General features: G+C 66.8%; 12 protein-coding genes. 9 read left to right on the top strand and 3 right to left on the bottom strand.

The features are described from left to right. The first annotated feature begins 222 nt into the window (after nucleotides 1–222). The 5 genes from ACFVHY_RS15930 (at nucleotide 223) to ACFVHY_RS15910 (ending at nucleotide 5,995) form a co-directional block, all read left to right on the top strand. Complete coding sequence (locus tag ACFVHY_RS15930; RefSeq protein ID WP_390273517.1) at nucleotides 223–1,458, top strand: ABC transporter substrate-binding protein; 1,236 nt, start codon at nucleotides 223–225, stop codon at nucleotides 1,456–1,458. A gap of 66 nt (nucleotides 1,459–1,524) precedes the next feature. Then, a complete protein-coding gene (locus tag ACFVHY_RS15925) occupies nucleotides 1,525–4,308 on the top strand; it encodes an ATP-binding cassette domain-containing protein (protein ID WP_390273515.1) in 2,784 nt (927 codons plus the stop codon). Further along, a complete protein-coding gene (locus ACFVHY_RS15920) occupies nucleotides 4,305–5,027 on the top strand; it encodes an ABC transporter ATP-binding protein (RefSeq protein ID WP_390273514.1) in 723 nt (240 codons plus the stop codon). The genes ACFVHY_RS15925 and ACFVHY_RS15920 overlap by 4 nt, the downstream gene beginning before the upstream one ends. Nucleotides 5,028–5,279: 252 nt before the next feature. Further along, nucleotides 5,280–5,594: an ArsR/SmtB family transcription factor gene (locus ACFVHY_RS15915; protein WP_390273512.1), complete on the top strand. Its 315-nt coding sequence runs from the start codon at nucleotides 5,280–5,282 to the stop codon at nucleotides 5,592–5,594. Beyond that, the gene (locus ACFVHY_RS15910) at nucleotides 5,591–5,995 is read left to right on the top strand and encodes a VOC family protein (protein WP_390273510.1); all 405 of its coding nucleotides are present in this window, start codon (nucleotides 5,591–5,593) and stop codon (nucleotides 5,993–5,995) included. Before ACFVHY_RS15915 ends, ACFVHY_RS15910 begins: the two co-directional genes overlap by 4 nt. Here the strand turns inward: ACFVHY_RS15910 and ACFVHY_RS15905 are convergent, their stop codons facing one another. Continuing rightward, on the bottom strand, nucleotides 5,996–7,177 hold the full coding sequence (locus ACFVHY_RS15905) for a DUF2235 domain-containing protein (RefSeq protein WP_390273507.1): 1,182 nt from the start codon (nucleotides 7,175–7,177) through the stop codon (nucleotides 5,996–5,998). A 103-nt stretch (nucleotides 7,178–7,280) separates the two neighbouring features. On the opposite strand from ACFVHY_RS15905, the gene ACFVHY_RS15900 reads away from it, so the two are divergent. From ACFVHY_RS15900 to fadD5, 4 genes are all read left to right on the top strand, one after another. Beyond that, entirely contained in the window at nucleotides 7,281–7,781 is a 501-nt protein-coding gene (locus ACFVHY_RS15900; RefSeq protein ID WP_390273504.1) for a M15 family metallopeptidase, read from the top strand. Between the two features lie 399 nt (nucleotides 7,782–8,180). Then, complete coding sequence (locus ACFVHY_RS15895) at nucleotides 8,181–8,558, top strand: YciI family protein (protein ID WP_137810613.1); 378 nt, start codon at nucleotides 8,181–8,183, stop codon at nucleotides 8,556–8,558. Continuing rightward, nucleotides 8,555–9,790, top strand: a complete 1,236-nt coding sequence (locus ACFVHY_RS15890; protein ID WP_390273501.1) for an RNA polymerase sigma factor — start codon at nucleotides 8,555–8,557, stop codon at nucleotides 9,788–9,790. The genes ACFVHY_RS15895 and ACFVHY_RS15890 overlap by 4 nt, the downstream gene beginning before the upstream one ends. A gap of 189 nt (nucleotides 9,791–9,979) precedes the next feature. Beyond that, nucleotides 9,980–11,590 carry a fatty-acid--CoA ligase FadD5 gene (fadD5, locus tag ACFVHY_RS15885; protein WP_390273498.1) on the top strand — a complete coding sequence of 537 codons (1,611 nt, stop codon included), beginning with the start codon at nucleotides 9,980–9,982 and terminating at the stop codon, nucleotides 11,588–11,590. A gap of 201 nt (nucleotides 11,591–11,791) precedes the next feature. Here fadD5 and ACFVHY_RS15880 read toward each other — a convergent pair whose 3' ends face one another. Both ACFVHY_RS15880 and ACFVHY_RS15875 read right to left on the bottom strand, forming a co-directional pair. Next, nucleotides 11,792–12,592 carry a crotonase/enoyl-CoA hydratase family protein gene (locus tag ACFVHY_RS15880; RefSeq protein WP_390273495.1) on the bottom strand — a complete coding sequence of 267 codons (801 nt, stop codon included), beginning with the start codon at nucleotides 12,590–12,592 and terminating at the stop codon, nucleotides 11,792–11,794. A 4-nt stretch (nucleotides 12,593–12,596) separates the two neighbouring features. Then, entirely contained in the window at nucleotides 12,597–13,322 is a 726-nt protein-coding gene (locus ACFVHY_RS15875) for a hypothetical protein (RefSeq protein WP_390273493.1), read from the bottom strand. Between the last annotated feature and the right edge of the window lie 43 nt (nucleotides 13,323–13,365).

Below are 13,365 nucleotides of genomic sequence, written 5' to 3'. Positions count from 1 at the left end.
CGAGTCGACCGCGGGGGATCTTCCGGCGCCGGACCGACGACTTGTGCTGCCATGCGCATCGGTCGTCAACCGAGCCGAGACTCATTGCAGGACAGAATACTTCGAATCCAACCGACGACCGCGACCTGCAGGTTACAGTCGCCACCGAGTCAGCAAATCCGACATTTCGTCCGTCTCCGCAGCGGGGCGGCGACTTGTCGAATCACGATCGAAGGGGATCGCATGAAATCACCCAGTGCACTCAGGCGTGTGCTTCGGACCGCGACGGTGATCGGTTGTTCCGGGGTGCTCGCGCTCGGAGCGCTGACGGCCTGCGCCGACGACAGCTCGGAGAGCTCGACCGCCGGCGAGACCAGCCAGCTCCCCAGCAATCCGGCCACCGGCGACCCGGTCAAGGTCGGGCTGATCGTGCCCGAGGGCGGTGCGGTGACGACGCCGATGGTGCGCGAGGGCAGCGAAGCCGCCGTCGAATACCTGAACAACAACGGTGGCGGCATCGGCGGTCATCAGATCGAGCTAGTGGTGTGCAAGCAGCAAGAAGAGCCCGCCTCGGCCACTAAGTGCGCGAATCAGATGGTGGAGCAGCAGGTTTCGGTCGTCGTCTCGCCGCTGGGCGCGCAGGGTGCGGTCATGCTGCCGATCATCGCCGGTGCCAAGATCCCGTTCGTCGCACAGGCTCCGGTGTCACAGGCCGAGATGGCCACTCCCGGCTCGTTCATGCTCTCCGGCGGCATCGTCGCCGTTCTCGCCGGACAAGCTGCGACCGCCGCCAAGGACGGACTCAAGAAAGTCACCCTGATCATCGGCGACTCCGGTGACGCAGCCGCATCCGTGAAAGCCCTGGGCGATCCGATGTTCCAACGTGCCGGCGTCGCACTCAACGTCGTCACCGTGCCGGTCGGCGCGGCGGACCTGACACCGCAGATCACCGCCGGCCTCGCCGACAACCCGGATGCGGTCAGCATCCTCGGCGACACCCGCCAGTGCATCTCGGTCCTCAAGACGCTGCAGACCGTCGCCCCCGACGCCTCGAAGTACCTCATCGCCAGCTGCCTCGACAAGCCCGTCCTCGACGCCGTCGGCAACGAAGCGGTCTCCGGCGCCAAGGCGTTCACCACGGTCAACCTCAGCTCCGACGACCCGAGCGTCACCCAATATCGCAGCGTCATGGCGCAATACGCGCCCGACACCGACCCGGCCGGCCTCGCCTACATCGGCTACCAGGTCGTGACCGCACTCGGCGAGCTGAACGGTCTCGAGGGCACCGTCGACGCCCAGACGTTCACCACCGCGCTGTCACAGGCGAAGAACGTCCCGCTCCCGGCCGCACCCGGCATCACCTTCACCTGCGACGGCCAGGCGTTCCCGCCGCTGACGTCGCTGTGCAGCAAGGCGATCCTGGTCAGCGACGTGACCGCCGACGCCAAGCTCGAGAACACCGTCGTCACCAACAACTAGTTCCGCTCCAAATCGGGGGTCGCGTCCGCGCGGCCCCCGATCCCCGCACTTCCCAGTGGGAGTCCCATGACCGACCATCTCGCCTTCCTGGTCCTCGGCCTCGGCAACGGCGCCGTCTTCGCCGCCCTCGGCCTGGCGCTGGTGATGACGTTCAAGAGTTCCGGCGTAGTCAACTTCGCCACCGGCGCCGTGGCGCTGTACGCCGCCTACACGTACGCCTTTCTGCGCCAAGGAGAACTCCTCAACCCCATCCCCGGCTTCCCGGCGACGATCTCGCTCGGGTCCGAACTGGGAGTCGCTGCAGCGCTACTCATTTCCGTGGCCGTCGCCGCGATCCTCGGCGTCATCCTGTACCTACTGGTGTTCCGCCCGATGCGGGCCGCCCCGGCGCTGGCCAAGGCGGTCGCTGCGATCGGTCTGATGCTCGTCATCCAGGCGCTCATCGCGCTGCGGGTCGGCGAGAACGCACCCAGCGTCGGACCCATCTTCAACGTCGACACGTTCACGATCGGATCCAGCGCAGTTCCGACGGACCGTCTGATGCTGGCCGTGGTCATCGTCGGACTCGCGATCTGCGCGGGACTCGTGTTGCGCTACACCCGCTTCGGCGTGGCGACCGAGGCGGCCGCGGAATCCGAGAAGGGTGCACTCGTCACCGGCCTCTCACCGGACCGGATCGCGGTCGCCAACTGGGCGTTGTCGTCGGCAACTGCCGGACTCGGCGGCGTGCTCATCGCCCCGATCGTTCCACTCAATCCCGTGGCCTACACGATGTTCATCGTGCCGGCCCTCGCGGCGGCGCTGGTCGGCAATTTCACCGCGATATCGATCACGGTCGGTGCCGGGCTTGTCATCGGCATGCTGCAGTCCGAGGCCACCAAACTCCAGACCACCTGGGACTGGATGCCCGACGCCGGTGTCGCCGAGGCGGTCCCGCTGATCCTCATCATCGGCTTCCTCCTCATCCGCGGGCGTCCATTGCCGGGCCGTGGCGCGGTCACCCGCAACGACCTTGGCCGGTCACCGCGTCCGAACCGTCTGGTGTTCCCGGGGATCGTCGGTGTCGTCGTCGCGGTCCTGGCACTCGTCACCACCTCCGGCAGTCTCCGGCTCGCCGTGATCGCCACGATGATCTACGCCATCATCGCGCTGTCCCAGGTCGTCGTCACCGGGTACGCGGGCCAGGTGTCGCTCGCGCAACTGACGCTCGCCGGCGTCGGCGCCTACGCGCTCAGCCGACTCACCGACGACCTCAACATCCCGTTCCCGCTCGCCCCGCTGCTCGCAGCCTGCGCGGCGATGGTCATGGGCGTGATCGTCGGCCTGCCCGCTCTTCGGGTGCGCGGATTACCGCTCATGGTCGCGACGCTCGCTCTCGCCGTGTTCTGCGAGGCGTTCTGGTTCCGCAACCCGTCGCTCAACGGCGGATTGCAGGGTGCGCCTGTCGAATCCCCGTCACTGTTCGGCATCGACCTGGGCATCGGTGCGGGGGAGGGGTATCCGCGCATCGCGTTCGGGGTCCTGTGCCTCGTGGTGCTGGCCCTGATGGCGTACGGGGTGGCGGTTCTGCGTCGTAGTGGGCTCGGCGCGTCGATGCTGGCCGTACGCGCCAACGAACGTTCCGCAGCCGCGGCCGGGATCAACGTCGGCGCAACCAAACTCATCGCCTTTGCGATCGCGTCGTTCCTGGCCGGACTGGGCGGATCGCTGCTGGCGTACCAGCAGACTCTCGCCACCGCCGGTAGTTACGCAGTCTTCGCCGGCATCGGGCTGTTCGCGGTCTTCTACATCGCGGGCGTCACATCGATCTCCGGAGCCCTCCTAGCCGGAATCATCGCCCCCGGCGGGGTGATGTACTTCGCCGCCGACAAGTACGCGTCGTTCGGCGACTACTACATGCTGGTCAGCGGAGTCCTGCTGGTGCTCACCGTCGTCACGAGTCCCGACGGCGTGATCGGGTATCTGCACAAGATCCCGATGCCGGCTCGACGTCGTGCACCACAATCGGCCCACGACGACGCTCAGGCCGCGCCGACTCCGCCGGTCACACCGCCCAGTGGCAAGGTTCTGCTCTCGGCTCACGACATCACGGTGCGCTACGGGGCGGTGACCGCGGTCGACCGAGTCAGCTTCGACCTCCGTTCCGGCGAGATCGTCGGCCTCATCGGACCAAACGGCGCAGGCAAGACGACGCTCATCGACGCCATCAGCGGGTTCGCGACCGCGTCCGGAACAGTGACTCTCGGCGGCACGACCCTCAACGGCCTTGCACCGCATCGGCGCAGCAGGGAAGGACTCGGCCGAACGTTCCAGGACATCGAGCTCTACGGCGAGTTGTCGGTCGCCGAGAACCTGGCGATCGCCGCGCGCCGTGCGCCGGGGGATACCGCCGAGAACGTCCGCAACGTCCTGCGGATGCTGGAGATCAGCCACCTCAGTGACGTTGTGGCAGCTGATCTCTCGCAGGGTCAGCGTCAGCTCGTCGCGGTGGCACGCGTACTCGGCGGCCAGCCCGAAGTCGCGCTGCTCGACGAGCCGGCCGCCGGACTCGACAGCACCGAGAGTCGATGGCTGGGCGACAGGTTGCGCGCCGCACGGGCACACGGCGTCTCCATGGTCCTCGTCGACCACGACATGGATCTCGTACTGAGCCTGTGCGACCGGGTCATCGTCCTTGACCTCGGAGCCGTCATCGCCGGAGGCACCCCGGACGAGATTCGACGCTCACCGGCAGTCGTCAACGCCTACCTCGGCACGCCGTCGTCGGCGGCCGCGGGGTCCGAGGATTCTTCGCCACCGGACATCGCAGCCTCCGAGCCACATTCGACGACCAAGGAGATGACCCCGTGACAGTCCTCGAATGCCGCGGCCTCGACGCCGGGTACTCACGCGGCAAAGCCTGCGTCCACGGTCTCGACCTCTCCGTGGAGGCAGGGGAGATCGTCGCCTTGCTCGGACCGAATGGAGCCGGAAAGACGACGCTGCTCACCACCCTTGCCGGTCTGCTTCCGCGCCTCGATGGCGAGGTCAGCGTCGGCGGTCACGCGGTCCGGGCGGGGGATGCGCGCGCGGCCGTGCGTGCCGGACTCGTCCTGGTTCCGGACGACCGGTCGCTGTTCAAGCAACTCACGACCCGACAGAACCTCCAGCTGGCCATTCGCCGACGCGGGGCGGCTCGGAACAACGCTGTCGACCGGGTGCTCGACCACTTCCCGGCCCTGCGCGCACGGCTCAAGGTCGCCGCGGGCGAGCTGTCCGGGGGAGAGCAGCAGATGCTGGCGATCGGGCGTGCGCTGTTGCAGCAGCCGAAAGTGCTGCTGATCGACGAACTGAGCATGGGACTCGCACCCATCGTCGTCGAGTCGATCCTGCCCGTCCTGCGGGATGTCGCCGATACCGAGGGCACCGCGGTGGTTCTCGTCGAGCAGCATGTTCGCCTGGCGCTCGGCATCGCGGATCGGGCGGTGGTGCTGGTCCACGGCGAAATCGCTCTGACGGACTCCGCGGCGTCGCTTGCCGGTGACATCGGGAGGATCGAGGAGGCGTACCTCGGGAGTGCGCGGGGCTAGGGGCGTTGCTCATTCCGCGCATCCCACCCACTGCGCTCTGAGGCACATCCCCTTACTCCCTGAGGTGCCCACCTTTTTGCTCCCTGAGGTGCGAGGAGCGCAAGCGACGAGCCTCGAAGGGTCTGGTGAGCGGCCTACAGGGGGCTGACCCTTGGTGGCTCGCTTCGATCGCAGCTCAGGGAGCAAGGGTGCGCCACAGGGAGTAGACGGAGCGCGCCGCACGAAGCAGCGGGCGCGACGCCCACCATTGACATGCAAGTAGCGACTTGCCTATTGTCAGGTGTGGCCGACGTGTTCCATGCACTCGATGACTCGACGAGGCGCGCAATCCTCGACGAGCTGGTCGAACGGGACGGCCAGACGTTGTTCGAGATCTGCGGTCGCCTCACGTCTCGGCGTGGGCTCAACCTGAGCCGGCAGGCGATTTCGCAGCATCTGGGCGTGCTGGAAACGGCCGGGCTCGTCCACACCGAGAAACGCGGACGCTCCAAATACCACTACTTCGACCCCGCACCGCTCGGCGAGATCTCCGAGCGGTGGCCCGCCCCTCGAAAGGACCTGCCGTGAGAATGACACTGATGTCCGTCTTCGTCGACGACCAGCGCAAGGCACACGAGTTCTACACCGAGATACTCGGATTCACGACTCGCCATGACATTCCGATGGGGGAGAACACGTGGTGGTTGACGGTGGTCTCCCCTCACGATCCCAAGGGAATGGAACTCCTTCTCGAACCGTCTGGCCACCCCGCAGTCAAGCCCTACCGGGACGCGCTCATCGAAGACGGAATCCCGTTGGCGCAGTTCGCCGTCGACGATGTTCAGGCCGAGTACGAGCGGCTACGCGGCCTCGGCGTGGAGTTCACCCAAGAACCGACCGATATCGGACCTGCGGTCGTCGCGGTCTTCGACGACACGTGCGGCAACCTCATCCAGATCGCTGCAACAAAAGACGTTGCCCCGCAGTGACTATTGCTGTGGAAGCAGCGACCCTGACGCGGGGGATGCCGGTTGCCGGGTAGTCACCGGCGCCTCGAGCGGAGGAATCTCGATCGCGCGGACCGACAAGTCCTCGATCAGCTTCTCCCACTCGCCGATGTTTGTCGCCCTCTTCTTGCGTGACCCGATGTCGTCAGTCCACCGAGTGAGCGCGGGCGCGGCTATGTACAGCGGCCTTGCTGGATCATTCTTGTTCGCCTCGAGCAATCGCGACTGACCCTTGTGGCGCACGGTTTCTCCGCGCATCCGCAGCGGGCCGAACGCGAGCTTGAAGATGTTGACGATGCGGTACGCGGCGTTCATCGACTTGTTGGTCGTGTACTTCTCATTCGACGGGTCGATGGGGAAGCTGATGGGCGTGAATCGCTTGTAGCAGAACTGCAGGCCGGCAAGTTCCGCCTCGCGCACCATCCAGGACAGACTCAGTTCCGATGGTTCGGTGACCGCCAGACCACCGCCGATGTCGGAGTGGACCCCCTCGAACCACACCTGTTTGACGTCGATCTCGCCCTCATCTGCCTCGTCGACTTCCCAGACGCAGGGATCGAATGTCAGCCGACGTTCGTCGATGGCGAGCGCCTGTCTGGCCACTGCGACGTTCTTGCCGAGCTTCACGTCGTGGAACTTGTGCTTGACGCGGGTGATGCCGGGAACGCCGAGGGCACCAACGGTGTCGAAGACGCCGATGAACTTGACCGGCACCGGGGCGCCTGGGGTCTTCGCCGGACGATCCTCCCGCTTCATCCGGTAGTACCGCAGGACTGTTTCGAACAGGTTCTCGGTCGGGTGCTGCGCGAGTTCGAGCGGGGTGACAAGGCCGATGTGCCAGATCATGCCCCCGAGACTCCGTGCAGTGTATGCGCCGCGACTGAACCCGAAGACGAAGATCTCATCGCCGGGCTCGTAGTTCAGGGCGAGGAATCGGTAGGCATCGATCAGGTTGGCATCGAGGCCGCGACCGAACGCCCCGCCGATGACGCGGTCGGACCAGCCCGACCCGGTTCCCACACCGTTGACGTAATGGACCAACTGCACGGCGCCGTCGTCGGCATCGGTGGTGACGGCTCGGGCGATCTTCTCGACATTCGAAATTCGTGGGTCCTTCGACGACTTCCACGTGCCGTCGCAACAGACCACCAGACGTTTCTTCATTTTTCCGACCCTCCACAGGCTCGCACGCGGCCCACCCGCAGTAAACGGTAATAGCTCCGACGGTTCGATGCGATAGGCGTCGGTCGTACGGTTTACTGCGGTCATGAGGTTCATCGACATCGCGGCCCGGCGAATCACGGTCATCTGTACCGCCGTACTCGGGGCCCTGCTGCTATCCGGACTCGGCGGCGTACCGGCGAATGCCGCGCCGCCCACCGCCGGCCTCGATCCAGCGCTGGCGGTGGCCTACCAGCAGGCGTCGAACAGCGCACGCGCACAGGGGGTCTCGCTGTGGATCACGTCCGGTAAGCGGACAGACGCGGAGCAGCGTCAGATGTGGCGCGATGCGATCACGACCTATGGCAGCCCGGAAGCTGCTCGACGGTGGGTGCTGCCGGCGGAGGAGTCGCCACATGTCAGCGGCCACGCCATCGACGTCGGCCCCCGGGAAGGCGCCGCTTGGCTCGAACGAACCGGCTACCGCTGGGGTCTGTGCCGAACCTTCGCCAACGAGTGGTGGCACTTCGAGCTAGCGACCGTACCCGGTCTTCCGTGCCCTGCGATGTGGCCCGATGCCGCGGCCCGCGCTGACCGGCTTCGTTAGTGGTGGCCTTTCGTGACGACCCTTCGTGACGGCCCTCCGCAAGCTCCGGGCCTCCTCAGGGAGCGAGGGGACACGGCCCTCCGCAAGCTCCGGGCCTCCTCAATATCTGCGGCCTGGCGGCCATCGTGACCAATAAAACAGTCGTGAACGTCCCAAAGGAATGCTCCCTGAGGTGCGAGCGAAGCGAGCCACGAAGGGTGTGGCAACTTGTCTCGCCGGGCCCTTCGTGGCTCGTCGCTTGCGCTCCTCGCACCTCAGGGAGCAGGGGTTATGCGCTCCTTCTGATTAGGGGCAGCGGTAATCGAAGAACGATGTGCCGAATGTGTCGAATGGCGTCCGGCACGCTCGTCATCACTGCACACGGACCGACGAGCGGCCCGCTGAACGAGAGGCCTGATCATGCATTACTCGCTGCTGCTGCACTACCCGGAGATGGACGCGTCGACCCTCGGTGAGGAAGCCATCGCTCAGGGCCAGGCCGCCTTCGCGGCCTACACCGCGGCCCTCCAAGACGCCGGCGTGCTCGTGAGTGCCGAAGTCCTACAGCACTCGGACGTCACGACGACGCTGCGCAAGGTCGACGGCCGGCTCGTCGTTCAGGACGGCCCCTTTGCCGACACCAAGGAACAGCTCGGCGGAACCGTCGTCATCGATGTCGACGATCTCGACGCCGCCATCGAGTGGGCGCGTCAGGCACCGCCGATCGAGTGGGGTGTCGTGGAGATCAGGCCCGGCGCGACCTACACCGTTGATGGTGCGTGGACCCCCAACGCATGACCCGACGAGAAGCGCACACCGCCGCCGAACATGCTGCCCGCGAGTCCTATTCGCGGCTGGTGGCGCTTCTCGCCGCCGCGTCGGGGGATCTCGCGCTCGCGGAGGATGCACTGGCCACCGCCTTCGAACGTGCGCTCACCTCGTGGCCGTCAGATGGGGTGCCCGCGAACCCGGAAGGCTGGCTGCTCACCGTCGCACGCAACCAGCAGCGCGACGTCTGGAAGTCGGCGGCGCACCGTACGTCGACGGTCCTCGACGACGCCCTTTCGCCCGGAGTCGCTGCTGTGATGCCCTTCGACGACGTGGACCCCGACGCGATTCCCGACAAGCGGCTCGAGTTGCTGTTCACCTGCGCCCATCCGGCCATCGACGCAGCCGCCCACACGCCGCTCATGCTGCAGTCGGTACTCGGCTTCGAGGCCGCCGACATCGCCACCGCCTTCACGGTCGCCCCGGCAACGATGTCGCAGCGCCTCGTGCGAGCCAAGCGCAGGATTCGCCACGCCCGTATACCGTTCGTCGTTCCCGATCGCGCGGCGATGCCGGAGCGACTCCCCGCTGTGCTGGAAGCGGTCTATGGGTGTTTCGCGATCGCATGGAACGACGCCGACGGGACCGATCCCGACACCGTCGAATCGATGGCGGGGGAGTCGCTGCACCTGGCCGTCACGCTCGCCGCGCTGCTCGACGATCTCGAGGCGTGGGGTCTCGCTGCACTGATCGCGCTGTCGTTGTCGCGGGCGCCGGCACGGACCGGCCCGTTCATCCCGCTCGAGGAGCAGGATCCGGCCACCTGGGATGTCGCGCTCATCCGGGACGGGGAAGCGATGCTTCGACGCGCATCGGTGTTCGGCCGGCCGCACGGTCGGTTCCAGCTCGAGGCCGCGATGCAGTCCGTCCATGCCGACCGCGCACGCACCGGTGTCGTCGACTGGGCTGCGTTACAGTCGCTGTCGTCCGCGCTCATGGCCGTGGCGCCGACGCTTGGTGCGCAAATCGCCCACGCTGCGATCGTCGGGCGGGCGAGTTCTTCCGCAGATGGACTATCCCTGCTTGACGAGTTGGGCGGTGACGCCGCGGGTTTCGGCCCGTTCCACGCGGCGAAGGCAGATCTGCTGGTTCGGGCCGGGCACTCCGACGCGGCGCGTGAGCACTTCGAGCGGGCCGCCGAGCTCACCGGCGACGAGCGAGCGCGAAAGTATCTGCGACGACGTGCGCGCGAGGTTGAGTAGGCATCGTCGCGAGCCCGACGAAAAACGACGCACGGTCGAGGGTGGCGTCGGCCTGGTGTCACCAAACGGCGGGAATGCCTGATTCTGGCAACACCGACGACCTAATGTGTGACTCGGGACACAACAGTGCCGGACCCTCACCGAGGGCTTCACAACGGGTCGAGCCTCGCTCGACGAATGGAGGCAGTCATGACTGCAAGTGCCGAGGCCACGGTCGATCTGACCACCGAGCCGTACCGCTCGCGCCGCAATCACTGGAACAACCAGGTCCGCCGGCACGCCATGATGACCCCGGACAACACGGCGATCACCTACCTCGACAAGAACACGACCTGGAAGGAACTCGACGACCGGTCGCGCGCCTTCGGAGCCGCGCTCCATCGGCGGGGTGTCCAGTTCGGTGATCGGGTCCTGATGGCCCTGCTCAACCGCACCGAGTACATCGAGGCGATTCTCGGCGCCACTCTCATCGGCGCCATCCCGGTACCGGTGAACATCCGCATGAGCCCCGCCGAGGTTGCCTACCTCGTCACCGACAGCGGGGCGAAGGTCGTCGTCACCGAGACCCTCCTCGCGCCGATCGCGGACGCGGTCGCGGGGTCGACCGGTCAGATCGAGACCATCATCGTCGTCGACGGCAGCGACAACGCCGACCATCTCGATTTCGAGACCCTACTGGCCGAGGGCGCGTCGGACCTGCCGGAGGTCGACGTGCCCGAGGACACCGTCGCCGCCATCATGTACACCTCGGGCACCACCGGAAAACCCAAGGGCGCCATGCTCACCCATCAGAACATCCAGGCGCAGGCGGTGACGACGATCGCCACGGCCGGGGCACAGTCCGGTTCCGATGACGTCGCCTCGATCGTGCCGCCGCTGTTCCACATCGCGGGGATCGGCGGCTTCGCACCGATCTTCTACCGCGGGGTCCGCGCGGTGCTCCACCCGCTCGGCGCCTTCGATCCGGACACCATGCTCGACACGCTGGAGCGTGAGGGCGTCACCTCGGTCTTCATGGTCCCGGCTCAGTGGCAGGCGGTGTGTGCGGCGCAGAAGGCGCGTCCCCGGAAGCTCAAGCTGCGCACGATGAGTTGGGGCGCGGCCCCGGCGTCGGACACCGTGCTGAACGCGATGAACGAATCCTTCCCGGAAGCCGCCAACATGACCGCGTTCGGTCAGACCGAGATGTCGCCGGTGACGACGATCCTCGAGGGCAAGGATGCACTGCGCAAGCTCGGCTCCATCGGCAAGGTCGTCCCGGCGGTCACCGCGCGCATCGTCGATCCGCTGATGAACGACGTCAAACCCGGTGAGGTCGGCGAGATCGTGTATCGCGGGCCCAACATGATGATCGGCTACTGGAACAAGCCCGAGGCGACCGCAGAAGCCTTCCGCGGCGGCTGGTTCCACTCGGGCGACCTGGTGCGCCAGGACGAAGAGGGTTTCCTCTACGTCGTCGACCGCGCCAAGGACATGATCATCTCGGGCGGCGAGAACATCTACTGCGCCGAGGTCGAGAACGTCCTGTTCAGCCATCCGAGCATCACCGAGGCGGCGATCATCGGTCGCGCGGACGAGAAGTGGGGCGAGGTGCCGGTCGCCGTGGTCGTGCTCGCCGAAGGCGTCGAGGACCTCACCCTCGCCGATCTCGAGCCGCACCTCAACGAGAACCTCGCGCGGTTCAAGCACCCCAAGGACCTGGTGATCATCGACGAACTCCCACGCAACGCCGGGGGGAAGGTCGTCAAGCCACGGCTCCGAGATGCCTACGGCAGCAAGGACGCCGGACTGTCGAACTGATCACCCCCGCTCCCTGAGGAGGCCGGAGCTTGCGGATGCCGTCACGAAGGGTCCTGGTGAGTCGGGTTGCGAAGACCCTTCGTGACGCGCCCTCCGCAAGCTCCGGGCGCTCCTCAGGGAGCAGGGGGCAGGGCGTTCTTTCGGATTAGGGAGCAGAGGGGGGCGCAAGAGCGAAAGCGACGAGCCATTAAGGGCATCCGGTCACTCCGGGTCGGCGAAGCGCGCTTCGCGTCGCGCCATCCCGGCGTGTACCGCCTCCATCTGATTGGGTGATCCCATCAGTCCGACCTGGAGTGCGCTCTCCAGCATCAGCGCCGCGGCCGGGTCCGTGCCCGCCCACGATTCGTCGTAGAGACGCTTGGCGGCGCGGACCGCGTGCGGGGACTTCGACGCGATCTCGTGCGCGAGATCCAGTGCGGCGGTGAGCGGATCGTCGACGACGCGGGTGACCAGCCCGAGTCGTTGGGCCTCGGCGCCATCGACGATGCGTCCGGTGAACGTGAGTTCCTTTGCCACATCGGCGGACACGAGTCGCGGGAGGGTCTGGGTGATGCCCATGTCGGGCACCAGACCCCATTTGACCTCCATGATGGACAGGCGCGCGTCGGGGGTCGAGTAGCGGATGTCGGCGCCCAGCGCGATCTGCAGGCCACCGCCGAAGCAGTTGCCGGTGATGGCCGCGATCACCGGCGCCGGGATGCGCCCCCAGTCCAGTGACACCCGCTGCGCGTGGTTGCCGAGCACGCCGGGCTCGCGCTCCAGCAGCGAATTCACCCCGCCACCCTGGCCCAGGCTCGACACGTCCAGGCCGGAACAGAAACTCTTGCCCGCCCCGTGCACGACCACGGCCCGGACGCGGTTGTCCTCGGCGAGGGTCCCCGTCACGTCGATGAGGGCGTCGAACATCGCCGGATCGAGCGCGTTGTGTTTGTCGGCTCGGTTGAGCGTCGCCGTGGCCACACCGGCGTCGTCGATGTCCACGACGATCCGCTGCTCGGTCATGTATCTACTTCCGATCTGTTGTGGTCGGGTGTTTGATCTCGCGGAGCTGGCGGCCACGGCGCCGGTAGCGCCAGATGAAGTAGCCGACGCCGATCGCCAGAACCACACCGATGATCACGCCCCAGGCGGTGGCGGCGCGGAAGCCGGGCGCTTCGACGTCGAAGATGCGCTCGCCGGCATGTGCGCCGTTCCCACCGCCGGCGACCACCGTGAGGGTGAGCAGGTTGGGGATCGCGACGATCACGCCGAGCACGGCGAACAGAATGGTCGGGACGTTCTTCATCCGGCTGCGGTTGACGAACGCCAAAGTGAAGAACAGGACGGGCAAGAAGGTACACACGATCCCGAGCACCAGGCCGGTGCCGATGCCCCGGCTGAACGATCCCTCGACGCGCTGTCCGATCTGACCGGCCCACCAGCGCGGCAGAAACGCCTCGAGGATGAAGTAGGTGACGACGAGCAGCGCGGCGATGACGAGCCCGATCACCACCTTCTTCACAACGGAGTTCGCGCGTTCGGCGGCGGTCGGCTTGACCGGGGTCGTCCCATCGGTCGTCGAGTCGGTCGGCGCGACGCCGGGAGTGGTTCCGGCCGGGTACTGGGAGGTTTGCGGTGGCGGCGCAGCGGGAGGTACCGCTCCCGACGGGTACGCGCCTGACGGCGTGTGTCCGGGCCCGCCCGGGGTCGGCGGCTGTCCGGATGGATTGGTAGAGAACGGTTCGTTGCTCATGGGCCGAGTGTATGCGCGGACCGCTGCCCGTCCGCCCGGAAAC

It is taken from the genome of Gordonia sp. NPDC127522, assembly GCF_042672305.1.
Taxonomy (GTDB): domain Bacteria; phylum Actinomycetota; class Actinomycetes; order Mycobacteriales; family Mycobacteriaceae; genus Gordonia; species Gordonia hongkongensis.
The sequence above is the reverse complement of the archived record's forward strand: the minus strand, read 5'-3'. Positions and strand labels throughout refer to the sequence as shown.

What these genes read in the sequence shown, in the direction of transcription:
- ACFVHY_RS15930 (WP_390273517.1), top strand. Translation starts at nt 223, where the DNA reads ATGAAATCACCCAGTGCACTCAGGCGTGTGCTTCGGACCGCGACGGTG.
- ACFVHY_RS15925 (WP_390273515.1), top strand. Translation starts at nt 1,525, where the DNA reads ATGACCGACCATCTCGCCTTCCTGGTCCTCGGCCTCGGCAACGGCGCC.
- ACFVHY_RS15915 (WP_390273512.1), top strand. Translation starts at nt 5,280, where the DNA reads ATGCAAGTAGCGACTTGCCTATTGTCAGGTGTGGCCGACGTGTTCCAT.
- ACFVHY_RS15905 (WP_390273507.1), bottom strand. Translation starts at nt 7,177, where the DNA reads ATGAAGAAACGTCTGGTGGTCTGTTGCGACGGCACGTGGAAGTCGTCG.
- ACFVHY_RS15900 (WP_390273504.1), top strand. Translation starts at nt 7,281, where the DNA reads ATGAGGTTCATCGACATCGCGGCCCGGCGAATCACGGTCATCTGTACC.
- ACFVHY_RS15895 (WP_137810613.1), top strand. Translation starts at nt 8,181, where the DNA reads ATGCATTACTCGCTGCTGCTGCACTACCCGGAGATGGACGCGTCGACC.
- ACFVHY_RS15890 (WP_390273501.1), top strand. Translation starts at nt 8,555, where the DNA reads ATGACCCGACGAGAAGCGCACACCGCCGCCGAACATGCTGCCCGCGAG.
- fadD5 (WP_390273498.1), top strand. Translation starts at nt 9,980, where the DNA reads ATGACTGCAAGTGCCGAGGCCACGGTCGATCTGACCACCGAGCCGTAC.
- ACFVHY_RS15880 (WP_390273495.1), bottom strand. Translation starts at nt 12,592, where the DNA reads ATGACCGAGCAGCGGATCGTCGTGGACATCGACGACGCCGGTGTGGCC.
- ACFVHY_RS15875 (WP_390273493.1), bottom strand. Translation starts at nt 13,322, where the DNA reads ATGAGCAACGAACCGTTCTCTACCAATCCATCCGGACAGCCGCCGACC.